At 68.5% G+C, this 23,252-nt stretch carries 25 protein-coding genes; 11 read left to right on the top strand and 14 right to left on the bottom strand.

Going from position 1 to position 23,252, the window contains the following annotated elements; translation table 11 throughout:
- The first annotated feature begins 138 nt into the window (after positions 1–138).
- Positions 139–1,047, top strand: coding sequence for a Ku protein (locus tag IG65_RS0130705; RefSeq protein ID WP_231509536.1), 909 nt, complete (start codon positions 139–141; stop codon positions 1,045–1,047).
- A 193-nt stretch (positions 1,048–1,240) separates the two neighbouring features.
- Complete coding sequence (locus IG65_RS0130700; protein WP_030518450.1) at positions 1,241–1,993, top strand: RDD family protein; 753 nt, start codon at positions 1,241–1,243, stop codon at positions 1,991–1,993.
- A gap of 65 nt (positions 1,994–2,058) precedes the next feature.
- Here the strand turns inward: IG65_RS0130700 and IG65_RS0130695 are convergent, their stop codons facing one another.
- The 9 genes from IG65_RS0130695 to IG65_RS0130655 form a co-directional block, all read right to left on the bottom strand.
- The gene (locus IG65_RS0130695) at positions 2,059–3,321 is read right to left on the bottom strand and encodes an acyl-CoA dehydrogenase family protein (RefSeq protein WP_030518449.1); all 1,263 of its coding nucleotides are present in this window, start codon (positions 3,319–3,321) and stop codon (positions 2,059–2,061) included.
- A gap of 123 nt (positions 3,322–3,444) precedes the next feature.
- Positions 3,445–3,882 carry a DUF4189 domain-containing protein gene (locus IG65_RS0130690; protein ID WP_030518448.1) on the bottom strand — a complete coding sequence of 146 codons (438 nt, stop codon included), beginning with the start codon at positions 3,880–3,882 and terminating at the stop codon, positions 3,445–3,447.
- A gap of 99 nt (positions 3,883–3,981) precedes the next feature.
- Positions 3,982–4,353: a metal-sulfur cluster assembly factor gene (locus IG65_RS0130685; RefSeq protein WP_036526216.1), complete on the bottom strand. Its 372-nt coding sequence runs from the start codon at positions 4,351–4,353 to the stop codon at positions 3,982–3,984.
- The gene (sufU, locus tag IG65_RS0130680) at positions 4,346–4,843 is read right to left on the bottom strand and encodes a Fe-S cluster assembly sulfur transfer protein SufU (protein ID WP_030518446.1); all 498 of its coding nucleotides are present in this window, start codon (positions 4,841–4,843) and stop codon (positions 4,346–4,348) included. The genes IG65_RS0130685 and sufU overlap by 8 nt, the downstream gene beginning before the upstream one ends.
- 46 nt (positions 4,844–4,889) lie before the next feature.
- Complete coding sequence (locus IG65_RS0130675) at positions 4,890–6,149, bottom strand: cysteine desulfurase (protein ID WP_030518445.1); 1,260 nt, start codon at positions 6,147–6,149, stop codon at positions 4,890–4,892.
- A gap of 1 nt (position 6,150) precedes the next feature.
- Positions 6,151–6,927, bottom strand: coding sequence for a Fe-S cluster assembly ATPase SufC (gene sufC, locus IG65_RS0130670; protein ID WP_030518444.1), 777 nt, complete (start codon positions 6,925–6,927; stop codon positions 6,151–6,153).
- A 51-nt stretch (positions 6,928–6,978) separates the two neighbouring features.
- Positions 6,979–8,172 (bottom strand): Fe-S cluster assembly protein SufD, encoded by a 1,194-nt coding sequence (gene sufD / locus IG65_RS0130665; protein ID WP_030518443.1) that lies wholly within the window; start codon positions 8,170–8,172, stop codon positions 6,979–6,981.
- Positions 8,172–9,632 (bottom strand): Fe-S cluster assembly protein SufB, encoded by a 1,461-nt coding sequence (gene sufB / locus IG65_RS0130660; RefSeq protein ID WP_030518442.1) that lies wholly within the window; start codon positions 9,630–9,632, stop codon positions 8,172–8,174. Before sufB ends, sufD begins: the two co-directional genes overlap by 1 nt.
- Positions 9,629–10,453 carry a metalloregulator ArsR/SmtB family transcription factor gene (locus IG65_RS0130655; RefSeq protein ID WP_036526214.1) on the bottom strand — a complete coding sequence of 275 codons (825 nt, stop codon included), beginning with the start codon at positions 10,451–10,453 and terminating at the stop codon, positions 9,629–9,631. The genes sufB and IG65_RS0130655 overlap by 4 nt, the downstream gene beginning before the upstream one ends.
- Positions 10,454–10,616: 163 nt before the next feature.
- On the opposite strand from IG65_RS0130655, the gene mptB reads away from it, so the two are divergent.
- From mptB to IG65_RS0130635, 4 genes are all read left to right on the top strand, one after another.
- Positions 10,617–12,314, top strand: coding sequence for a polyprenol phosphomannose-dependent alpha 1,6 mannosyltransferase MptB (gene mptB, locus IG65_RS0130650; protein ID WP_030518440.1), 1,698 nt, complete (start codon positions 10,617–10,619; stop codon positions 12,312–12,314).
- Positions 12,311–13,243: an ABC transporter ATP-binding protein gene (locus tag IG65_RS0130645; RefSeq protein WP_030518439.1), complete on the top strand. Its 933-nt coding sequence runs from the start codon at positions 12,311–12,313 to the stop codon at positions 13,241–13,243. Before mptB ends, IG65_RS0130645 begins: the two co-directional genes overlap by 4 nt.
- A complete protein-coding gene (locus tag IG65_RS0130640) occupies positions 13,240–14,028 on the top strand; it encodes an ABC transporter permease (RefSeq protein WP_030518438.1) in 789 nt (262 codons plus the stop codon). The genes IG65_RS0130645 and IG65_RS0130640 overlap by 4 nt, the downstream gene beginning before the upstream one ends.
- Before the next feature lie 88 nt (positions 14,029–14,116).
- Positions 14,117–15,091 carry a heme A synthase gene (locus IG65_RS0130635; RefSeq protein WP_030518437.1) on the top strand — a complete coding sequence of 325 codons (975 nt, stop codon included), beginning with the start codon at positions 14,117–14,119 and terminating at the stop codon, positions 15,089–15,091.
- Positions 15,092–15,168: 77 nt separating this feature from the next.
- Here IG65_RS0130635 and IG65_RS0130630 read toward each other — a convergent pair whose 3' ends face one another.
- The gene (locus IG65_RS0130630; protein ID WP_030518436.1) at positions 15,169–16,221 is read right to left on the bottom strand and encodes a phosphotransferase; all 1,053 of its coding nucleotides are present in this window, start codon (positions 16,219–16,221) and stop codon (positions 15,169–15,171) included.
- Positions 16,222–16,431: 210 nt separating this feature from the next.
- On the opposite strand from IG65_RS0130630, the gene IG65_RS0130620 reads away from it, so the two are divergent.
- Positions 16,432–16,650, top strand: a complete 219-nt coding sequence (locus tag IG65_RS0130620) for a zinc ribbon domain-containing protein (RefSeq protein ID WP_030518435.1) — start codon at positions 16,432–16,434, stop codon at positions 16,648–16,650.
- A 6-nt stretch (positions 16,651–16,656) separates the two neighbouring features.
- Here IG65_RS0130620 and IG65_RS0130615 read toward each other — a convergent pair whose 3' ends face one another.
- Genes IG65_RS0130615 through IG65_RS0130605 form a run of 3 tightly spaced genes read right to left on the bottom strand, consistent with a single transcriptional unit; the run spans position 16,657 to position 18,686 of the window.
- Positions 16,657–17,529: an SAM-dependent methyltransferase gene (locus IG65_RS0130615; protein WP_030518434.1), complete on the bottom strand. Its 873-nt coding sequence runs from the start codon at positions 17,527–17,529 to the stop codon at positions 16,657–16,659.
- A gap of 25 nt (positions 17,530–17,554) precedes the next feature.
- Positions 17,555–18,334 (bottom strand): transporter substrate-binding domain-containing protein, encoded by a 780-nt coding sequence (locus tag IG65_RS0130610; protein WP_036526209.1) that lies wholly within the window; start codon positions 18,332–18,334, stop codon positions 17,555–17,557.
- Between the two features lies 1 nt (position 18,335).
- Positions 18,336–18,686, bottom strand: coding sequence for a hypothetical protein (locus IG65_RS0130605; protein ID WP_030518432.1), 351 nt, complete (start codon positions 18,684–18,686; stop codon positions 18,336–18,338).
- A gap of 82 nt (positions 18,687–18,768) precedes the next feature.
- Here IG65_RS0130605 and IG65_RS0130600 point away from each other — a divergent pair, with 82 nt between their 5' ends.
- On the top strand, positions 18,769–19,734 hold the full coding sequence (locus tag IG65_RS0130600) for a quinone oxidoreductase (RefSeq protein WP_030518431.1): 966 nt from the start codon (positions 18,769–18,771) through the stop codon (positions 19,732–19,734).
- Between the two features lie 4 nt (positions 19,735–19,738).
- Here IG65_RS0130600 and IG65_RS0130595 read toward each other — a convergent pair whose 3' ends face one another.
- Positions 19,739–20,359, bottom strand: coding sequence for a TetR/AcrR family transcriptional regulator (locus tag IG65_RS0130595; RefSeq protein WP_030518430.1), 621 nt, complete (start codon positions 20,357–20,359; stop codon positions 19,739–19,741).
- A gap of 80 nt (positions 20,360–20,439) precedes the next feature.
- On the opposite strand from IG65_RS0130595, the gene IG65_RS35305 reads away from it, so the two are divergent.
- The 3 genes from IG65_RS35305 (at position 20,440) to IG65_RS0130585 (ending at position 23,172) form a co-directional block, all read left to right on the top strand.
- Entirely contained in the window at positions 20,440–21,678 is a 1,239-nt protein-coding gene (locus IG65_RS35305; protein WP_231509533.1) for an FAD-dependent monooxygenase, read from the top strand.
- Between the two features lie 38 nt (positions 21,679–21,716).
- Positions 21,717–21,872 (top strand): hypothetical protein, encoded by a 156-nt coding sequence (locus IG65_RS39410; protein WP_231509531.1) that lies wholly within the window; start codon positions 21,717–21,719, stop codon positions 21,870–21,872.
- Between the two features lie 145 nt (positions 21,873–22,017).
- Positions 22,018–23,172, top strand: a complete 1,155-nt coding sequence (locus IG65_RS0130585) for a hypothetical protein (protein WP_030518429.1) — start codon at positions 22,018–22,020, stop codon at positions 23,170–23,172.
- Positions 23,173–23,252 lie beyond the last annotated feature (80 nt).

The following is a 23,252-nucleotide window of genomic DNA, read 5'->3' as shown; positions in this document are numbered from 1 at the left end:
CCGGCATCGACTCCTCCGACACGATGATCCCTTCCGCTGAGACGCTCGGCCTCAGCCTCTCCGATCACCGTCCCGCCCACAAGATCTCAGACAGTCCCCTGGAAGGGTTCCATCGCGTTCGGGCTGGTGAATGTTCCGGTGAAGGTTTATACCGCCACCGAGGACCATGACATCAGGTTTCATCAGGTCCACGCCAAGGACGGCGGACGGATCAAGTACGACCGTGTCTGCACGGTGTGCGGGCAGTCGGTGGCCTTCGCGGATATCGACAAGGCGTACGAGTCGCCCGAGGGCGACAAGGTGATTCTCACCGACGAGGATTTCGCGAAGTTGCCGGTGGCCGAGAAGCACGAGATTCCGGTGCTGCAGTTCGTGCCCTCCGAGCAGATCGATCCGATCCTGTTCGACCGCAGTTACTACCTCGAGCCCGACTCCACGACACCCAAGGCGTACGTGTTGCTCGCGAAGACGCTCGATCAGGTGGATCGGGTCGCGCTGGTGCATTTCACGCTGCGGCAGAAGACGCGGCTGGCGGCGCTGCGGGTGCGTGACGGGGTGCTGGTGTTGCAGACGCTGCTGTGGCCGGACGAGGTGCGGGCCGCCGAATTCGAATCGCTCGACGATGCCGCCGCGCCGCGCTCGCAGGAGGTCGCGATGGCGCAGACGCTGGTCGACAGCATGTCGGAGGATTTCGATCCCGATCAGTACACCGACGAGTATCAGATCGAGTTGAAGAAGCTGCTCGACGAGGCCATCGAATCCGGATCCGACCGCGTCACCCGCCACGAAGAGGCCGAACCGGCGCAGATGGATGCCGAGGTGGTCGATCTGGTGGCTGCGCTGCAGCGCAGCCTCGAAGCCACCGGCCGCGGTGGGGAATCCGGGAAGTCGAGCCGGGGCCGCGCCTCGAAATCCGCGGCCAAGTCGACCGCGAAGGCGACCACGAAGCGGGCCGCGTCGAAATCCACCGGCACCAAGTCGGCCAGCAAGTCGACCGCGAAGAAGGCGGCGCCCAAGGCCACGAAACAGACTCGCAAGGGGGCATAGCGCCCCGGCCGCGCCGATTCCGGGCATTCGCCGAATCAGGCAATCGTGAGATATCCGACTGTTCGGCGCGCCCATTGCGCGCGGGTCGGCCATACTTTGGCGGGGCCTGGCGGTTACCGTACGGTGCAATCACAGTTCGACCCGGTCGGGGCCCGGATCGTCCCCGTACCACCAGCTTCCGGAGGAACCACATATGACCAACCCGTCGGACCCGAACGGCCCGTACGGCCAGCCGGGGCAACCGGGCTACGGGTATCCGCCCGCCGGCCCGCAGCCGGGCTATGGCGCACCCCCGCCGGGTTATGGCGCGCCGCCGCCCGGATATGCCGCTCCCCCTCCGGGTTACGGGACCCCGCCTCCGGGATACGGTGCGGCGCAACCGAATTACGGTGCGCCCGGTTACCCCCCGGCCGGACCCGGATACGGCTATCAGCAGCCGGGATTCGGCCCGCCCGCACCGTACGCCAGCTGGTTCGCGCGCGTCGGCGGCTACCTCATCGACGCGCTGATCGTCGGCGTCCCGCTGGCCATCCTGTACGGGCTCGCGTTCGGGCTCGGCACCAAGGACGTGGACTGCTCGTTCGACGACGACCCGTACAGCTCGTCGTATTCCTACTCCAGCACGTGCACGGGGGGCGGTCTGACCGCGGTCGGCATCATCCTGTTGCTGCTGGCCATCGCCGTGGGTGTGGGCCTCGGACTGTGGCTCATCCATCAGGAAGGCACGACCGGTCAGACGCCCGGTAAGAAGGTCGTCGGCATCCGCGTGATCAAGGAAGCCGACGGTCAGGTGCTCGGTTTCGGCATGGCCTTCGTGCGCAAGCTCTGCCATATTCTCGACAACGCCCTGTGCGGCCTCGGCTACCTGTGGCCGCTGTGGGACGAGAAGAACCAGACCTTCGCCGACAAGATCGTCGGCACCATCGTGGTGCAGGCTCAGAAGTAAATCGCTACCCAGCGCTGTCACGGCCCCGCGGTTCCCTCACCGGACGCGGGGCCGTTTCGCGCTGCTCACACGCCCTTGGGCGCCCGGGAGGACATGAATCCGAACAGGTAGCCCGCTACTCGCCGCATCTGAATCTCCTCCGCCCCCTCGGTGATTCGATAGCGGCGGTGGTGGCGGTAGATGTGTTCGAACGGCTGGTGGCGGGAATAGCCGAGGCCGCCGAACACCTGCATGGCGCGATCGGCTGCCTCACAACACAATCGGTTGGCCCAGTAATTGCACATCGACACCTGTTCGGACGCGGCGAAGGTGCCGTGCCGATCCATTGTCCAGGCGGTCTTGTGGATCAGCGTGCGCAACATTTCGCACTGGGTGTGCAATTCGACCAGCGGGAACTGGATCGCCTGATTCTCGGCGAGCGCTTTACCGAAGGGCTTGCGCTCCTTGGCATACGCCACCGCCCGGTCGATGCAGTATTGCGCCGCTCCGAGACTCGACGCCGCCTGGCGAATCCGGTTCTCGTTGAAGAAGTGCTGGACCACCGCCAGCCCGCGCCCCTCGGGTCCGAACACGGCGTCGGCCCCGACGCGCACATCGCGCAGGGTGACCCGGCCGTGATCGGTGGGCATGTTGAAGGTCCACAGATATTCCTCGACCGTGAATCCGCGGGTATCGGGTGGCACCAGGAATGCGGTGATACCGGTGCCGTCACCCGCCTCGCCGGCGGTGCGCGCGAAGATCAGATCGGCGTCGGCGGTGTGAATGCCGGTATTCCAGGTCTTTTCGCCGTTGATCACCCAGCCGTCGCCGTCGCGCACCGCGCGGGTGTCCATATGGGTGGCGTCGGAACCGTGTTCGGGTTCGGTGATGCCGAAGGCGAAGAATTTCGTGCCCGCCGCCAGGCCCTCCACCCACTCCGCTTGCTGTTGCGGCGAACCGTATTCCAGCATCAGCAGCAGGCCCACATTGTTGGCGACCACGGCATGTTCGTTCTGCAGATCGCAGTGCAGGCCGAGTCCCCGGCGGGCGAGGTGTTCGCGGATGACGGCCATATCGAGGTTGTCGCCGCCGCGGCCGCCGAATTCGGGTGGGAAGGCGTAGCGGTAGTGCCCGGCGGCATCGGCTCGGCGGCGGGTCTCGGCGAGCAACTCCTCCCACTCGGCGCTGGGCAGCCCGCCGCGATCCCAGTCGGTGCGCGCGTCCTCTCGGCGGTGGTCGAAGAAGCGGATGTTGTCGTTCTCGCGTTCGAGCGGCACGATCTCACGGTCGATGAAGGCATCCAGTTCGGCCAGATAGTCGCTGAGCTCGGAGGGTATGTCGAAATCCACTGCTGCTCCTACCGTTTCGGCCGGTCCGGCAATTCGGCCCTCACGATATCGCGCAGCAGGCCTTCTGGGGAAAACAACGGCGGCCGACCTGGAACCAGGTCGGCCGCCGCGGGTGTGAAACGTTCAGTGCGCGTTCGCGGTGCAACTGCTCAAGGCGATGTTCGCCGGGCGCGGGATCGCGCTCCCCAGGTCGGGGAACGGCGGGGCACTCGGCCCCAGGAAATCCCTCGCCTGCTTCTCCGCCTCGACCTGGGTCGGACCCCAGCCGACCGCGATCCGGCCGTCCGCTCCCTGGGCGACAGCACCGCAGCCGTTGCTGAAATCCAAGATGACGCGGCAATCACCGCGGCCGCAGTGCGCCCGGGCCGCGGCATCCGCGCTGGGCGCGTCGGCGAAGTTGGTGGCCGCGGCGACCACTCCGCTGCTGTCGGAGTAGGCGATCGCACCGTGCAGGTCACCGTCGGCCTGAGCCGGACCGGCGGCACCGGCCACCGCCAAACCCGCACCGGCCATTACCGCGACGGCCGCCGCCGAGCGGACGCGCGTAAACATATGGGACATCCGTGAATCCACCCCGTTCGAGTCTGCGTACTGGACGCAGGCGATCCTGCTCCACGGCCGACCCGGATGTCCACTTCGCCCCCTACCCGGTGGCGAGAATCAAACCGTGAAGCCCAGTGCGCGCAGCTGCTCGCGGCCGTCGTCGGTGATCTTGTCCGGACCCCACGGCGGCATCCAGACCCAGTTGATCTTCAGATCCTCCACCAAACCGCTGCGTACCAGCGCATTTCGCGACTGGTCCTCGATGACATCGGTGAGCGGGCAGGCCGCGGAGGTGAGGGTCATGTCGAGGACGGCCACGTCCTCCTCGACCCGCATCCCGTAGACCAGTCCCAGATCGACCACGTTGATGCCGAGTTCGGGGTCGACGACGTCACGCATCGCCTCTTCCATATCCTCGAGCAGCGCGATCTGCTCCTGGGAGAGTTCGGCCTCGGTGTTAGTCTGTTCGGTTGCCGGCGTCTCAGTCATGACGTTCCCCATTTCCGGCGGACCCGTTGCTCATGGTCCGCTTGGTCTCTTCGGCCGAGGTTATCCGCACCACGGCGTCCTTGAACGCCATCCAGCCCAGCAGGGCACATTTCACCCGGGCCGGATATTTCGCCACACCGGCCAGCGCGATGCCGTCGCCGATCATGTCCTCGTCGCCCTCGACCGTGCCGCGGCTCGAGATCATCTCGCTGTAGGAGTCGACCACCTTCAGCGCCTGCTGCACGGGCTGGCCGATGACCTGATCGGTGAGGATCGAGGTGGCGGCCTGGCTGATCGAGCAGCCCTGCCCGTCGTAGGACACATCGGCGACGTCACCGTTGTCGTCGATGTGCACCCGCAGGGTCACCTCGTCACCGCAGGTCGGGTTGACGTGATGCACCTCGGCACCGAACGGCTCCCGCAGCCCGCGGTGGTGCGGATGCTTGTAGTGGTCCAGGATCACTTCCTGGTACATCTGTTCCATACGCATTGCGAAATCTCACGCCCCGTTCACTGGTCGCTCGCGCTCACCGGATTCAACGGTCGGCCACACCGAAGAATTTCTGTGCCTTACGGACCGCGGCCACCAGCGCCTCCACCTCGTCGAGGGTGTTGTAGACAGCGAAGGAGGCCCGGGCGGTGGCGGGTACGCCGAGCCGGCGCATCAGCGGCCAGGCGCAATGGTGCCCGACGCGGATGGCCACGCCCTCGTCGTCCAGGATCTGGCCCACGTCGTGCGGGTGGATTCCGTCGACCACGAACGACACCGCGCCACCGCGATCCACGTTCTCCGTCGGCCCCACGATGTGCACGCCGTCGATCGCGCCGAGTCCCTCCAGGGCGGCGCCGACCAGCGTATGTTCGTGCGCGGCAACGGCGTCCATCCCGATCGCCTCGAGATACCGCACGGCCGCGCCCAATCCGACCACCTGCGAGGTCATCGGCACGCCGGCCTCGAACCGCTGCGGCGGCGCCGCGTAGGTGGTGGCCTCCATGGTGACCGTCTCGATCATCGACCCGCCGGTGATGAACGGCGGGGTCTCCTCGAGCAAGGCGTAGCGGCCGTAGAGCACGCCGACACCGGACGGACCCAGCATCTTGTGCCCGGAGAACGCGGCGAAATCGATGCCGAGTTCACGGAAGTTCACCGGCATGTGCGGGACCGACTGGCAGGCGTCGAGCACCACCAGGGCGCCGACCGCCTTGGCGCGGCGCACCATCTCGTGCACGTCGGCGACCGCACCGGTCACATTCGACTGATGGGTGAACGCGACGACCTTGGTCGCGGGCGACAATTCCAGCGAATCCAGATCGATGCGCCCGTCGTCGGTGATGCCGTACCACTTCAGGGTCGCGCCGGTGCGACGCGCGAGTTCCTGCCACGGAACGAGATTCGCGTGATGCTCCAGTTCGGTGATCACGATCTCGTCGCCCGGTCCCACGTGGTACGGGAAGCGGTCGTCGGAGAACGAATACGTCACCAGGTTCAGCGATTCGGTGGCGTTCTTGGTGAAGACGATCTCGTTCGCCTCCACGCCCACGAAGCGCGCGATATCGGCCCGGGCGCCCTCGTAGGCGTCGGTCGCCTCCTCCGCGAGCTGATGCGCGCCGCGGTGCACGGCGGCGTTGGTGTGGGTGAGGAATTCGCGTTCGGCGTCCAGGACGGCCAGCGGTCGCTGCGAGGTGGCCCCGGAATCCAGGTACACCAACGGTTTTCCGTCACGCACCGTCCGGTTCAGGATCGGGAAATCGGCCCTGATCCTGGCGACGTCGAGTGTGCGTGTCACAGCGGTCATATCAGGCTCCCGCGGTCGCGGTCTGTGTGAAGCGGACGTAGCCGTTGGCGTCGAGTTCGTCGGCCAGCTCGGAGCCGCCCTCGGCCACGATGCGGCCGCCCACGAACACGTGCACGAACTGCGGCTGGATGTAGCGCAGGATCCGAGTGTAGTGGGTGATCAGCAGGACGCCGCCGTTCTCGCGCTCCTTGTAGCGGTTGACGCCCTCGGAGACGATGCGCAGCGCGTCGACGTCCAGACCGGAGTCGGTCTCGTCGAGGATGGCGATCTTCGGCTTGAGCAGGCCCAGCTGCAGGATTTCGTGGCGCTTCTTCTCACCGCCGGAAAAGCCCTCGTTGACGCTGCGGTCGGCGAAGGCGGCGTCGATCTCCAGCTCGCCCATCGACTCCTTGACTTCCTTGACCCAGTGGCGCAGCTTCGGGGCCTCGCCGCGCACGGCGGTCGCGGCGGTGCGCAGGAAGTTCGACATGGACACACCCGGCACCTCGACCGGGTACTGCATGGCCAGGAACAGGCCTGCGCGGGCGCGCTCGTCGACGGACATGGCCAGCACGTCCTCGCCGTCGAGGGTGATCGAACCCTGGGTCACGATGTACTTCGGGTGCCCCGCGATGGCGTAGGACAGGGTGGACTTGCCGGAGCCGTTCGGGCCCATGATGGCGTGGGTCTCGCCCGACTTCACGGTGAGGTTCACGCCCTTGAGGATCTTGATGGGCTCGCCGTTCTCGTCGGGATTGGCGACTTCGGCGTGCAGGTCCTTGATTTCGAGGGTGGTCATTGCATTCCTTCTGGGCTGGTGGAGGTTTCGGGCTGCCGGGACGCGTCGGTGCTAGGCGCCGATGGCGGCGAGTTCGGCCTCGATGGCCGACTCCAGCCGCTCCCGGATCTCGACGACCGCGATCTTCTGGATGATCTCGTGGAAGAAACCACGCACCACCAGACGGCGGGCAGCATCCTCCGGAATTCCGCGAGCACGCAGATAGAACAGTTGCTCGTCGTCGAAACGCCCCGTGGCCGACGCGTGTCCGGCGCCGATGATCTCGCCGGTCTCGATCTCGAGGTTGGGCACCGAATCGGCGCGCGCCCCGTCGGTGAGCACCAGATTGCGGTTGGCCTCGTAGGTGTCGGTGCCCTCGGCCTCCGCGCGGATCAGCACGTCGCCGACCCAGACGGTGCGCGCGTCGGGCTTGGCCGAGCTCGGATCGCCCTGCAACGCACCCTTGTACAGCACGTTGGACTTGCAATGTGGCTGGGCGTGGTCGACCAGCAGTCGCTGTTCGAAGTGCTGGCCGTCGTCGGCGAAGTACAGGCCGAGCAGTTCGGCGTCGCCGCCGGGGCCGTCGTAGCGCACGGTCGCGGTAAACCGGACCAGATCGCCACCGAGGGTGACGTCGGTGTGCCGCAGGACGGCGTCGCGGCCCAACCTCGCGTGATGGGCGGTGACGTGCACGGCGTCATCGGCCCAGTCCTGGACCGCGACCACCGTCAGCTTGGCGCTGTCGCCGAGGACGAATTCCACGTTCTCCGCGTAGGTTCCGCTGCCTCGCTGGTCGATGACCACAGTCGCGGTGGCGAAGTTGCCGAGCCGGATCTGCAGATGTCCGAAGGCGGTGCTGCCCTCGCCCGGGCCGGTGACCCGGACGACGACCGGCCGCGTGACCTCGGTCTCGGCGCCGACGGAGACCACGGTCGCCTGCTCGAAGCCCGAATATGCCTGGGCGGCAATGCGATCGGTGGGTACACCGCCCTCGCCGAGGCGGGTGTCGTCGCGACCGACGGTCTCGACGGTCACGCCGTCGACCGCGGAGCCGTCGACGGCAGCGACCTCTATACCCGCCCGGCCGTCACGCACCGCGGTGCCGTCGTGGAGGCCACGCAGCCGGCGCAGCGGGGTGAAGCGCCAGGCCTCGTCGTGCGCCGTGGGCACCTCGAAGGCGGCCACGTCGAACGAGGCGAACAGCTCACCCTTGTTGACGGCCGGGATGCGGGCCTCGCCCGCGACAGCCACATTCTCGACCGGCATCAGCCGACCGCTCCTTCCATCTGCAGCTCGATGAGCCGGTTCAGTTCCAGCGCGTATTCCATCGGCAGTTCCTTGGCGATGGGCTCGACGAAGCCGCGCACCACCATCGCCATCGCCTCGTCCTCGGTCATGCCGCGGCTCATCAGGTAGAACAGCTGATCATCGGAGACCTTGGAGACGGTGGCCTCATGCCCCATCGTCACGTCGTCCTCGCGGATGTCGACGTAGGGGTAGGTGTCGGAGCGGCTGATCGTATCCACCAGCAGCGCATCGCATTTCACCGTCGACTTCGACCCGTACGCGCCCTTGTTGACCTGGACCAGGCCACGGTAGGACGCCCGGCCGCCGCCGCGCGCGACCGACTTGGACACGATGTTCGACGAGGTGTGCGGCGCCAGATGCAGCATCTTCGAGCCGGTGTCCTGGTGCTGCCCCTCGCCCGCGAACGCTACCGACAGCACCTCGCCCTTGGCGTACTCACCGGTCATCCAGACGGCGGGGTACTTCATGGTGACCTTGGAACCGATGTTGCCGTCGATCCACTCCATGGTCGCGCCCGCCTCTGCCTTGGCCCGCTTGGTGACCAGGTTGTAGACGTTGTTCGACCAGTTCTGGATGGTCGTGTAGCGGCAACGGCCGCCCTTCTTCACGATGATCTCGACGACCGCGGAGTGCAGCGAGTCGGACTTGTAGATCGGCGCGGTACAACCCTCGACGTAGTGCACATAGGCGCCCTCGTCGACGATGATCAGCGTCCGCTCGAACTGGCCCATGTTCTCGGTGTTGATGCGGAAGTATGCCTGCAGCGGGATGTCCACGTGCACGCCCGGCGGCACATAGATGAAGGAACCACCCGACCACACGGCGGTGTTGAGCGCGGAGAACTTGTTGTCGCCGGCGGGAATGACCGAACCGAAGTACTTCTGGAAGATCTCCGGATGCTCCTTGAGACCGGTGTCGGTGTCGAGGAAGATCACGCCCTGGGCCTCGAGATCCTCGCGGATCTGGTGGTAGACGACCTCCGACTCGTACTGCGCGGCCACACCCGCCACCAGGCGCTGCTTTTCCGCCTCCGGGATGCCCAGCTTGTCGTAGGTGTTCTTGATGTCCTCGGGCAGATCTTCCCAGCTCTCGGCCTGCTTCTCGGTCGAGCGCACGAAGTACTTGATGTTGTCGAAGTCGATGCCATCGAGGTTGGAGCCCCAGCTCGGCATCGGCTTGCGGTCGAAGATGCGCAGCGCCTTGAGGCGGGCGGCGAGCATCCACTCGGGCTCGTTCTTCTTCGCCGAGATGTCGCGCACGACGTCCTCGGACAGGCCGCGCTTGGCGCTGGCGCCGGCGATGTCCGAATCCGCCCAGCCGTAGCCGTAGGTACCCAGCGAGGCGATGGTCTCCTCTTGGGTCAGGGGCTGGTTCTGGGGCGCATCGGATTCACGGCTCGCCGCGGTGGTCGACGTCATTCGGCACTCCTTCCGGAGTCGTTTCGAGCTGCCGTTGCGGGCTGTGCAACGGCGCGGGTGGCGGGCTGAGCATTGCTCGTCGGGGGATTGCTCGTCGGGGGAACGGACAGGGGTACGTGGGTGGTGCAGGCACAGTCACCGTTGGCGATGGTCGCGAGCCGCTGCACGTGGGTTCCGAGCAGCTCGCGAAACGCCTCGAGTTCGGCGGCGCACAGTTCCGGGAACTCCTCGGCCACATGCGAGACCGGGCAGTGATGCTGGCATATCTGCACACCGGAGCCGACCTTGCGGGTGGTGGCGGCGAATCCGGCGTCGCTGAACGCCTCGGCGATCTCCTCCGCCTTCTCCGAGGTGGCTGCCGGGGTGTGCTGAGCCAGGCGGTCGATACCGGCGACGATCACACCGACGCGACGGCGAGCGAAATCCATGATCGCGTTCTCGCCGCCGACCTCGCGCAGCTGCCGCATCGCGGCTCCCGCCAGATCGTCGTAGGCGTGGCCGAGCCGGCCGCGACCGGCCGCGGTCAGCTGGAACTGCTTGGCGGGACGACCGCGGCCCTGCTGTTGCCACGGTGCCGAGCGCATGGCCCGGGCCTCGCCGGATTCGATCAGCGCGTCGAGATGACGACGCACGCCGGCCGGGCTCAGACCCAGCCGCTGCCCGATGGCCGTCGCGGTGATCGGCCCCTCCTCCAGCAGCAGCTGGACGACGGCCGCGCGAGTATGCCCCTCACCGGCGGCGGCCGCGGGCGCGGCGGAAGGCCGGGCGCCCTGCTGGCGCTCGGTATTCACCTCGTTCTCCCGCAAACCCACGGTTTTCACAACATCAGTGTGACGGAATTATTTCCCGCATTCTAGTAAGGGTGCCCTGAATCGCAGCCGGATGCGGCTCCGACCTGGGCATCGACCGCCGGTGCAATATGTCACGGCCCGCGCCGCGACGTTGCGATGGCCGCGGCTCCCACCCCGGCTACGCTTGACCTCCGTGGCGGTTGTGGAAGGCGCATGGCGTAGGAGCATCGAGATCGGACGCCGGGCCCTGGGCCTGGACGTCCCGCCCGCCGATCACACCATCGCGGTGCTACACACCGTCGAAGCCGACGCGCCGGGGCTGGACAGCCGGGAAACCGCGCAGTTCAAGCGAATTCGGCTACTCGGCGCCACCGGCTCGGTGCTGATGGCGATCAGCGCGCTGGGCGTCGCCGCCCAGCCGGTACTGCAGAATCCGGTCTCCGGTGTCCGGGTGATCGGCGTCTTCGCACGCTGGCAGACCTCGTCGCTGGCGCTGTGCATGATCGGCACGGTCTTCGTGGTGATGGCGTGGCTGCTGCTCGGCCGCTTCGCGGTCGGCGGTTTCGGCGGCTCCCCCGTCCATCGGCTGAGCCGCTCGCAGCTGGATCGCACGCTGCTGTTGTGGATCATCCCGCTGTCGGTGGCGCCGCCGCTGTTCTCCAACGATGTCTATTCGTATCTGGCACAGGGCGAGATCGCGGCCCGCGGCCTCGACCCGTACGCCGTCGGCCCGGCCACCGGCCTGGGCCTGCACAACGTGCTGACCTACAACGTGCCCAACATCTGGCGCGACACTCCCGCCCCGTACGGACCGCTGTTCGTCTGGATGGGCCGCGGGATCGCCCATGTGACCGGCGACAACATCATCGTCGGCGTGTGGGCGCATCGGTTGCTGGCATTGGCCGGGGTGGCTCTGATCGTCTGGGCGCTGCCGCGCCTGTCGCGGCGCTGCGGAGTCGCGCCGGTCAGCGCGCTGTGGCTGGGCGCGGCCAATCCGCTGGTGCTGTTCCATTTGGTCGGCGGCGTGCACAACGAAGCCTTGATGCTGGGCCTGATGCTGGCCGGGGTGGAGTTCTGCCTGCGCGCGCTGGCCACCGAGCACACACCCGGGCTGGGCGGGTTCGACCAGCGCGGCTGGCTCCTGCTGACCTTCGGCGCCGTGGTGATCACGCTGTCGTCGGCGGTGAAGATCCCCTCGATCATCGCGCTCGGATTCGTCGGTATGGCCCTGGCCCGGCGCTGGGGGCGCGGCTGGCGGCCGCTGCTGGCGGCCGCGGCGGTCCTCGGCGCAATCACCGTGGTCACCACGTTGTTCGTCAGTTACACCTCCGGGCTCGGTTTCGGCTGGACACACACCCTCAATGCCGCCAGCACCGTACGCAGCTGGATGTCGCTACCCACGGCGGTCGGCATCGTCACCGGATTCGGCGGCGTGCTGCTGGGACTGGGCGACCACACCACCGCGCTGCTGAGCATTACCCGCCCGATCGCCGCGGTCGTGGCGGCGCTGATCACCGTGCGCATGCTCATCGCCACGTGGACCGGGCGGTTGCAGCCGGTCGGCGCGATGGGTGTGTCGCTCGCGGCGATAGTGCTGCTGTTCCCGGTCGTACAGCCGTGGTATCTGCTGTGGGCGATCATGCCGCTCGCGGCGTGGGCGACCACTCCCGCGTTCCGGGTCCCCGCCGTGGTGTTCTCCGCGGTCGTGAGCGTGATCCTGATGCCGCGCGGCGCGGATTTCGGGGTCTTCCAGATCATCGAGGCGGCGGTCGCCGTGGTCATCGTCGCGCTCGGATTCATCGCGGTGACCCGGAACCTGCTGCCCTGGCGTAACCGGACAGGGGTGTCTGCTCCGTCACAGCCGGGCCCGGCATACGGTGTCTCATCGTGAGCGCAGCCTCGGAACCCGCTGTCTGTATCGACGGTGTTGTGAAACGCTACGGCGACACCACCGCCGTGGACGGGATCGCTTTCGAGGTCGGACGCGCGGAGGTGCTGGCGCTGCTGGGGCCCAACGGCGCCGGGAAGACCACCACAGTCGAAATGTGTGAGGGGTTCCTCTCCCCCGACGCCGGTTCGGTGCGAGTGCTCGGGCTGGATCCGGTCGCCGATTCGGATCGCCTCCGCCCGCGCATCGGTGTGATGCTGCAGGGCGGCGGGGCATATCCGGGTTCGCGGGCCGGCGAGATGCTCGATCTGGTCGCTTCCTACGCCGCCGATCCGCTCGATCCGCAATGGCTGCTCGACACCCTCGGCCTGCACGAGGCTCGCCGCACCCCGTATCGGCGGCTCTCCGGTGGTCAGCAGCAGCGCCTCGCGCTGGCGTGTGCGCTGGTGGGGCGGCCCGAGCTGGTCTTCCTCGACGAGCCCACGGCCGGAATGGACGCGCAGGCCCGGCATCTGGTGTGGGAGCTGATCGATGCGCTGCGCCGCGACGGCGTCGGCATTCTGCTCACCACGCACATGATGGACGAGGCCGAACAGCTGGCCGACCGGCTGGTGATCATCGATCACGGCCGCATCGTCGCCGCCGGCACCCCGGCCGAGGTGACCTCCGCCGGCGCGGAAGGCCAACTACGTTTCAGCGCGCCGCCGAAACTCGACCTGTCGCTGCTGGAGAGCGCACTGCCGGAAGGGTTCGCGCCCAGCGAGACCGCGCCCGGCTCCTATCTGCTGCGCGGCGACATCACCCCGCAGGTGCTGGCCACCGTGACCGCCTGGTGTGCGCGAATCGACGTGCTGCCCACCGACATTCGCATCGACCAGCGCCGCCTGGAGGATGTGTTCCTCGAACTGACCGGACGGGAGCTGCGCGGATGACCCGGACCGCCCCTCGTTTCACCCCCGGCACCTTCAGCCCCGCGCCGCGGCCGGCCCCGCGCCTGGCGATGCTGACCGCGCAGACCCGCATGGAACTGATCCTGTTGCTGCGCAACGGCGAACAGCTCCTGCTCACCATGTTCATCCCGATCACGCTGCTGATCGGGCTGACCCTGCTGCCGCTGGGCTCGAGCCTCGGCGAACACCACAAGGTCGACCGGATCGTGCCCGCGGTGATGATGGTGGCCATCATGTCCACCGCGTTCACCGGCCAGGCCATCGCGGTCGGCTTCGACCGCCGCTACGGTGCGCTGAAACGCTTGGGCGCCACGGCATTACCGCGCTGGGGCATCGTCGGCGGCAAATGCGCGGCGGTGCTGATCGTGGTGGTCCTGCAATCGGTTCTGCTCGGCCTGATCGGTGTCGCACTGGGCTGGCGGCCCTCGATCGGCGGCCTGCTGCTGGGCGCGTTCGTGATCGCGCTGGGCACCGCCGCCTTCGTCGCGATGGGACTGCTGCTGGGCGGCACCCTCAAGGCCGAGATCGTGCTCGCGCTCGCCAACATCCTGTGGTTCGTGATGCTCGGAGTGGCGAGCCTGGTCTTCGCCTCCGACAACCTCCCGCACGCGGTGACGCTGATCGCCCGACTGATCCCCTCCGGAGCGCTGGCCGAGGCACTGGACCAGGCGTTGCACACCAGCGTCGACTGGTACGGCATCGCGGTGCTCGTGGTGTGGGGCGCGGTGACGGGCTGGCTCGCGACACGCTGGTTCCGCTTCGACTGAATCACGGACCCGACCCGGATGTGACGGCAACGACACAACGTAGTAGCCCCGGTGTGGGCGCGGATCCGGCTGCGTCTACCATCGTTTCGTGCTGTCACGCGCGTTTGTGCGACTGGTCGACTTTCTGCCGCTGCCCTCCCTGCGGGTGCAGCGCATCTTCGCGTTGGCGGTGATCCTGTCCCAGGCGGGCATCTCCGTGACCGGCGCGATCGTGCGCGTCACCTCCTCCGGCCTGGGCTGCCCGACCTGGCCGCAGTGCTTCCCCGGCAGTTTCACACCCACCGCCCACGCCGAAGTTCCGGCGCTCCACCAGGCGGTCGAATTCTCCAATCGCATGCTCACCTTCGCGGTGACGCTGTGCGCGGCGCTGATCGTGCTCGCCGTGGTACGGGCCCGGCGGCGGCGCGAGGTCGTCGTGTATGCCTGGCTGATGCCCGGCGGCACCGTGCTGCAGGCCGTGATCGGCGGAATCACCGTGCGCAGCGGATTGCTGTGGTGGACGGTGTCGGTCCACCTGCTGGCCTCGATGCTGATGGTGTGGCTGGCGACGCTGCTGTTCGCCAAGGTCGGCGAACCCGACGACGGGGTCGACGTCGTGCAGGTCCCGGCACCCCTGCGCTGGCTGACCGCACTGAGCGCGGTCGCGATGACCGGCACACTCATCGCCGGCACCCTGGTCACCGGCGCCGGACCGCACGCCGGGGACAAGAGCACCGAACGGCCGGTGGCGCGCCTGCAGATCGAGATCGTCACCCTGGTGCACGCCCACGCCGAATTGCTCGTGGCCTATCTGGCGCTGCTCGTCGGCCTCGGCTTCGGACTGGCCGCGGTGGGGATGAACCGCGCGATCCGGGTGCGTCTGATCGTGGTGATCGCCACGGTCTGCGCCCAGGCGCTCGTCGGCATCGTCCAGTACTTCACCCACGTTCCCGCGGCGCTGGTGGTCGTCCACGTCGGCGGCGCCACCGCGTGCATCGTCGCGACGGCCGCGTTGTGGGCCTCGATGCGCACCCGCGAACAGGTCACCGCGCCTGCCCCCGAAGCAGCCGCCCGCGCCGCCTGAACCAGGCGGCGCGCTGCCGTCGTCACGCCCGCTGACAGCAGGGCCGCGCGGACTCCTGGCTCCGCTGAGCGACTGCGCTACGCCGGTGTCCGGTCGAGTGCGTCCCAATCGCGGATCGCGGCGCAACTGCGACGCACCATCGCGGCGAACATCTCGTCACCGCGCGGCGTGACCGTGCCGTAGGCAGCACCGAACACCGCGACCAGCGGCCCCTGCACCAGGGCGAAACCGTAGTCGCGCCGGCACTGATCCAGTGCGTAATCGCCGACGCCGTAGGAACACAATGCGCGCCAATAGGTTTCGATGATTGAGTCCTCGTGCGCCCGCCGGAGGTCCGGTTCGAGACCGGTGGCGACGAAATACGACAGATCACGCGCCGGCAATCCGAGACCGAGCGTCTGCCAGTCCAGCGCCCACACCTCGACCTCGCCACTGTCCTCGGAGAACATCAGATTGTCCAAGCGGTAATCGCCGTGGACCGGCGCGAAACGATCGGGCGCCGCCAGCAGCCAGTCGGCGATGCCGGGAACACAGGCGCGCAAGGTGTCGCGGTCGGCCGGGGACAGCCGCGCTCCCAGGCGCTCGAGGAAGATCTCGGTCGCCGGACCGTACAACTCCGACAAGGCCTGCGCCTCGGCCGCACCGTTGAAGTTCAGCCCTTCGATCGCGGACAAGCCGGGATCGCACCAGCGGGGACCGTGCAGTCCCGCCAGATTCCGGACCGCCGCATTCGCCTGCGCCACCGTGCATCCCGCGATCTGATCGCCCTGGCGCGCCGGCGCGAGATCGTCGAGCAGCAGGGTGAATTCCGCTCCGTCACCGGCGAATTCGGCGAAATGGCAGGTGGGCACCCGCACCGAGACGGTGGGTGCGATCTCGCGGTAGAAGCGGATCTCCTGCCGATAGGCGCCCGCGACCATGGCACGCGCGGCCGGGTCGGCGGCGGGCAGTTTCGCCATCAACCGCGCGGGTGCCGATTCGCCGTCGATCTCGAGCCGGAACACCGAACCCATCTGCCCGGTGCCCACCGGCGTGGCGGTGACCGCGCGCACCGGCGTCGACAGCGCCCGGCTCAACCACTGTGGGGTGATCCGCTCGGCGTCCACCACGACCTCCGCCATTGCCGTCATCCGCGGACTCCCTTCACCCGGACACGATGCCGGACATGTGTCCAGGACAGTAACACGGCCGGGCGGCTCGGATACCGGAATGAGAGAGGCGGGTGATGCGGTCACGGCCCACCCAGGCCCGTGCGCTCACCGACGATCACGGCCGGATTTCGAGCGAAGCCGGCCGGACCCTGGCGATCCGGTCCGCCGCGGACGCGACATAATTTCCTCATGCCGACCTACGCGTACCGCTGCCGGGAATGTACGGAATCGTTCGAACTGACCCGGCCGATGAGCGAATCCGGCGACCCGGCTCTCTGCCCGGGTGGCCACAGCGACACGGTCAAACTGCTCACCACGGTCGCCTTGACCGGTAAGGCCGCGGGGTCGGCCGCCGCACCGCCCGCGCCGACCGGCGGCGGTTGCTGCGGGGGCGGCTGCTGTGGCTGATCGCGGTCAGACGCGGTCGGCGATCAGCGCCCGCCCCAATCCGTAGGCACGGGACTGGCGGGCCGGTACGCCGAGCCGGTGCGCCGCCTCGATCAACTCCACATCGGCGGTGACGGTGAGCCCGTAACGCGTGGTCAGCGCGGCCATGTCCGCCGGCGACCACGCCGATACGTGCGGTTCGTCCGCGAGTGGATCCCGGCCACCGGACAGCTTGCTGAACAGGCGCATACCGGCCCGGCCCAGTCCGGCGAGGCGGTTCGGGGTGGGATAGGTCGCGATCAGCCGGCTGCCGGGCGCGCTGCGGGCGGCGACGACGGCCAGCGTCGATTCGACCTGCGGCTGCGTCAGATACGGCAGGACCCCCTCCCACACCCACGTGGTCGTCGCCGCCGCGCGATGGCCCGCCTCGGTCAGTCGCGCGCCCAGGTCGTCGCGGCCGAATTGCACCGGCACATAGGTCACCGACTTCGCGACCGGCACCAGTGTGCCCACCCGTTCGCGCTTATCCCGTTGCGAGGCAGGATGATCCACCTCGAATACGTCGGCCGCGGGGTGATCCGTCCGCCAGGCCCGCCCGTCGAGTCCGGCGCCGAGAAGCACCAGCTGCGCGGCGGACGCCTCGCGGATCGCCTCGTCGATGACGACGGTGCGGGTCGCGAGGACGGCGGCCGTGGCGGTGAGCATCTCGTATTCGAGCCGCTCCCGCCAGCCGCCGGGGGGATGCTCGGCTCGGGCGCGCCGCACCGCCGCCCGTTCGTCGTCGTGAAGTAGTTGCGCCGCAATGGGATCCGAGAATCGCCCGACCGCCAGTCGCCCGTCGGCCACTGCCCGGCCCTGACAGACCAGCACCGCGGTCCGGCTCGCCGCTTTATCCGTCACCCCGTCGATTATGGTCGGGCGTCGCTCAGGCAGTGGCGTGCGGCCCGATCCATTCCGCGACACGCCGATCGACTCCCCCGGTGGCCAGCTGACTCGCCAGCCAGGCGTTCACCGTCAGCGCGGTCGGCACATCGTTCTTCGGCAGCAGGAACACCTTGCCGAAGGAGTCGAACGGTGTCTCCGGATGCAGGACCCGCAGGTCGGGATGCTGCCGCACGCGATAGCGGCCCTCCACCGAATCGGTGACGAAGACGTCCGCGCGACCGGCGGTGATCTGATCGAAAATGGTGACGTTGTCGGGCCATACCGTCAGCTGCGCATGCGGGAAATGGGCGCGGGCGAACTGTTCGTTGGTGCCGCCGCGGTTGACGATTACCCGCACCTGGGGCTGATCGATCTGCTCGATCGTCGCGTACTTCCCGGCGTCGGCCGCACGCACGATCGGGGTCTTGCCGTCGGTGCCGTAGCTCAGCGAGAAGTCGGCGTAGGCGCGCCGGGCCGCGGCGTCGGATATTCCGCCGACCGCGAGATCGCAGGCGTGCGCCGAGAAATCGCTGCCCATCGACGCCCAGGTGGTCGGCACGAATCGCAGCGGGCGCCCCAGCAGCTGCGCCATGTCGCGGACCAGGTCGACGTCGATGCCCCGGTAGCCGCCGTGGCCGTCGGTTACCGAATAGGGCGGGTAGTCACCGGTGGTGCAGACCCGCAGGGCCGCGGGATCTTCGGCGCGCGCCGGGGCGATCATCGTCAGGACCGCGGCCGCACCGGCCGTCGCGGCGGCGATCAGCCGATGCCGCAGAGCCATCTCAGTTCTCGTTGCGCGCCTTCGGGAATCGGGCCTGGTGGGCCACCCAGCCGGCCATCCGCGCCCAGTGTCCCTTCGCCAGGGTGGCGACCGAACTCAGGTCGCGATCCCAGTGCTCGGTTTCGGCGAGGCCGTCGACGGCCTCGACGACCGCCTTGGCGGTGGCCAGATCCGCGACGACGCGATCGCCGAGCACACCGTCGGCGCCGACGAGGGTGATGCGGACCCCGATGCGCCCGATCGGCTGCAGTACGGCCGTACCCGAACCACCGTGGGCGGCGACGAACTTCTTGACCGACTCGATGACGGCGGACGACGGCGTGACCGGGGCCGCGGTGGCGGTTTCGCTCATGGCGTGGAGTTTACCGTCCGGTAGGGACGGCCCGACCGCCCTACCGGTGTTCGTGGCGCGAGGGGGTGTAGAACTGAAAGCCATGCGCGCCATTCAGGTCAGCGAACACGGCGGTCCCGAAGTTCTCGTCGCGACCGAGGTCGACGATCCGGTCATCGGGCCGAATCAGCTGCTCGTCGATACCGAGGCGGCCGGTGTCAATTTCATCGACACCTATATCCGCACCGGCACCTATCCGGAGGAGGTGCCCTACATCCCGGGTTCCGAGGGCACGGGTGTGGTCGCCGAAGTCGGTTCCGAGGTGACCGAATTCACCGTCGGCGATCGGGTCGCGTGGGCCGCCGCCCCCGGAAGTTATGCGGAGAAGGTCGCGGTAAACGCGGCGGTGGCGGTGGCCGTGCCGGACGGGGTGCCACCGGCGGTGGCGGCCTCGGCGCTGCTGCAGGGCATGACCGCGCACTACCTGATCGAATCGGTCTACAAGCCGCAGCCGGGCGAGACGATCCTGGTCCACGCCGGCGCCGGCGGCGTCGGGCTCCTGCTGACCCAGCTGGCCGCCGCCCGCGATATCCGGGTGATCACCACGGTGTCCACCGACGCGAAGGAAGAGTTGTCCCGCGAGGCCGGCGCCGCACATGTGCTGCGCTATGGCGACGATCTCGCCCAGCGCGTACGCGACCTCACCGACGGGGTCGGGGTGGCCGCGGTCTACGACGGGGTGGGCGCGGCGACGTTCGAGTCGAGCCTGGCGGCCCTGCGCATCCGCGGCATGCTGGCGCTGTTCGGCGCCGCCAGCGGTCAGGTGCCGCCGTTCGATCTGCAGCGGCTCAATACGGCCGGCTCGCTGTTCGTCACGCGCCCGACACTGGCCCACTACACCCGCGATCGCGCCGAATTGACCTGGCGCGCAGGCGATGTCCTCGACGCCGTCGCCGACGGGACACTGCGGGTGCGGATCGGCGCGGAATATCCCCTTGCCGAGGCCGCGCAGGCACATCGAGATCTGCAGGCCCGCAAGACCACCGGGTCGATCGTGCTGGTGCCCTGAGCGGTCAGTAGTCACGGCCGGTGAGCCCCCGGTAGACGAATCGGGTCAGCCCGGCCACCGCCTGCTCGTCGTCGACGGCGAGCACACCCTCCTCGACCGCCTCCAGCAGTGCCCGGATCAGCAGGAACATCATCGCCACGCTGACGTCCGGGGTGCTCGGCAGGCGGAGGCCGGCCGCGCCGAAACCGTCGACGTGGTCGACGACCTCTTCTAGTTGACCGGCCGTGAACCGGTTGGCCAGCCGCGCGAACTCCTCGTCGACCAGCGCCGCCTGCGTCACCGCCCGCAGTACCGGCCAATTGCGGCGGGCGAAGCGCCAGTACTGCTCGATATGGAATTCGACGGCCGCCGGCTTGGTGAAATCCGGATCGTGCGCACTCGCCTCGGCCGACGTATCCCCTTCGGCGGCAAAGTCTTCCAGCAGCGCCTGGAGGAGCTGTTCTTTCCCTTCGAAGTGGTTGTAGAACGAGCCCGCCGACCGTCCGGCCGCCGCGGTGATGTCGGTGATCTTGGTGTTCAGATAGCCGCGTTCGGCGAAGAGCCAACGCGCGGCGTCCTTGAGCGCCTGCTCGGTCTCCGCGGACCGCTGCTTGCGACTGCCGGCCTGCTCGCGTCCGGTCGCCATCACCACCTCCTTGACTCCGGACACTATCAATCCGATACTGAATCCATATTCAGTGAAACTCGATTCAGTTAGAGGCATCCATGACCGCGACAGTTCTCATCGCCGGAGCCGGCCCGACCGGGCTCACCCTCGCCATCGACCTCGCCCGGCGCGGCGTCGACGTCCGCATCGTCGACAAGGCCGCTGCTCCGTTCATCGGCTCTCGGGGCGACGGCATCCAGCCGCGCACGCTGGAGGTATTCGACGATCTCGGTGTCCTCGACGCGGTTCTGGCCGCCGGTTCGCCCCCACCGCTCCTGCGCGTGCACGTCGACGGCGAGCTGGTGGCCGAGCGGCGGATGAGCGAACCGCGGGAGCCGAGCGCCGCTGTGCCGTACCCGAATCCGTGGACGCTGGGCCAATCCGACATCGAGCGGGTGCTGCGGGAACGCCTCACCGAATTCGGAGTGCGGGTCGAATTCGGCACCGCGCTGGTCGATTTCACTCAGGACGGCGATGAGGTGCGGGCGGTGCTGGCCGGACCGGACGGCACCGAGAACGTCACAGCGCACTATCTGGTCGGCGCCGACGGCGGCGCCGGGACCGTGCGACGCACCCTGGGGATCCCGTTCGAGGGAACGACCGACGAATCGATCCGCATGCTGCTCGGCGACGTCCGGGTCGACGCGCTGGACCACGGATTCGGCTATTGGTTCGCCACCGCGGCCGCATCCACCGCCGGGGTCGCGCTCACGCCACTGCCCGGTGGCCGATTGTTCCAGTTCGCGGCCCCGCTCGGCGACCACCCGCGGGCCACCCGGGCCGTGCTGCAGGAACAACTGGATAGGGTGAGCGGCCGCACCGATCTGACTGTAGGTGAACCGGTGTGGTCCACGGTGTGGCGGCCGAATATCCGGCTGGCACAGCGGTTCCGGTCCGGGCGGGTGTTCCTGGCCGGCGATGCGGCGCACGTACATCCGCCCACCGGCGGGCAGGGGATGAACACCGGTATCCAGGACGCCTACAACCTGGGCTGGAAACTGGCTGCCGCGCTCGACGGCGACCTCGGCCCGCTCGAAACCTACGAGCCCGAACGCCGGGGCGTCGCGCAGCGGGTACTCGGCATCAGTACCGCACTGCTCGACAAACATCTGGAGGGACACGAGGACGCGATGCACCGCGGCACCGAAACCCACCAGCTCGACATCAGCTATCGCAGCCCTGGCGATACTGCCGGACTCGCGCAGGCGACCGCGCGCCCGATGCCCCGTTGCTGCGCGGCGACGGCAGCACGCTGCGCCTGTTCGACCTGTACCGAGGCCCGCATGCGACCCGTCTGACCTTCGGTGCGCCGGCCCCGGCCACGGAAGCCGCCGGGGTGCGGGCATATTCGATCCTCGCGCACGGCGACTGGCCCGGCCCCGGTCAGCTGATCGCCGTCGACGGCCACGCCTTCACCGAGTACGCGGCCACCGCGGGCACGCAGGTACAGGTGCGACCGGACGGATATCTCGCCTGGCATCGACAGGGGTGACCCGCCGCCGACCCGGGCAGGCCGATGGTGGATGATCTGTGCTGCCGCCCAAGCCGATTCGCCCGCTTCGCCGTACCGTCGTACGGTGGTCGGGCGGTCGCTCGGGGCGGCCGGCAGAACAGGCATCGGTCAGGGGTTGATCCAGATGTTGGTGAAGGTTCGCAACGACGACCCGTCGCGGCTGTCCAATTCCGAACGGACGGTGGCGAACTGGCTGAAGACCTGGACCGGCGCGCACGCGTTACCCGGTATCGCGGTGGTCGCGGCCGGTGCCGCCGATGCGATCGTCTGGACGCCGAAGACCTGCGTGGTCGTCGTGATCAAGGACTTCACCGAACGGGCGAGCGGCACGCTCACCGTCTCCGGTTACCGGCCCTGGACGATCGACGACCGCATCGCGCCGCTGGCCGGCACCGAGGCCGGCACCGAACCGATGACCGAGATCCGCGCCCGCACCGGTGAGATCGCCGAGCTGCTGCGCGGCGCCCCCGGCCGGGAGCGGGTCGGGGTGACCGGCATGGTGCTGGTCATGCCGCAGTTGAGCAGCCGGGTCGCATTGGACAAGGGTGATCTCCCGGACGGGATCGATGTCGTCCTCGGCGACGGGCCCGCGGCGTTGCGCAATTACTTCAGCCGGATCACCGCGGACGCACCCGACACCTGGGATGCGACGCAGGTCGGCCAGGCACTGGCCGCGATCGGATTCGCCGCGGCCGCAACCCATTCCGATCTCACCGCGGAGGGCTTTCCCGCGCGGCTGGACCGCACTCCCCCGCCGCCGAACCCCGTCCCGTCCCGCGGCCCCACACCGCCGACGGGGGCGCCGATTCCCGGGCGGGGTCCGGCCGCTGTCCCGGTCGCCGGGGCTGCGCCGATGTCGCCGGGTGGTGCGCCGGTATCGATGGCTCGCCCGAATCCGGCGCCGCAGCCCACGCCCGGTCCGGTCCCCCAGCCCGTGGCCGCGGCCGGTTCGGGTCCTGCAGGGCCCGCGCCGGCCTACGGGCAGAACCAGCAACCCTATTCGGTGCCCTTCGATCCGCGCCCGCCCGCGGCTCCGCCTCGGCGCAACCGCAACCGCAGCCTGGTGCCACTGGTTCTGCTGGGCGTTCTGGTCGTCGTGCTGGCCTTGGCGGCCATGTGCACCGCGGGCGGCGGTTCCGGGTCCGGCCCCAGCCACGCTCCAGCCTCCGGTCGCACCACCACGACGACCACCTCGCATTACACCCCGGCACCGGAACACACCGTGCCGCCCTCGACGCCCGGGCACGCGTGCTACCCGTTCCAGCCCGGCTGCCCCTGAGCCGCGAACCTGACGGGCCGCCAGGCACTACGGGCGTAGGTGGCTCAACGGCTCGACTCTCCGGTTGTGCCCTAGGAACG

The organism is Nocardia sp. NRRL WC-3656 (assembly GCF_000720265.1).
Classification (GTDB): Bacteria; Actinomycetota; Actinomycetes; order Mycobacteriales; family Mycobacteriaceae; genus Nocardia; species Nocardia nova.
The sequence above is the reverse complement of the archived record's forward strand: the minus strand, read 5'-3'. Positions and strand labels throughout refer to the sequence as shown.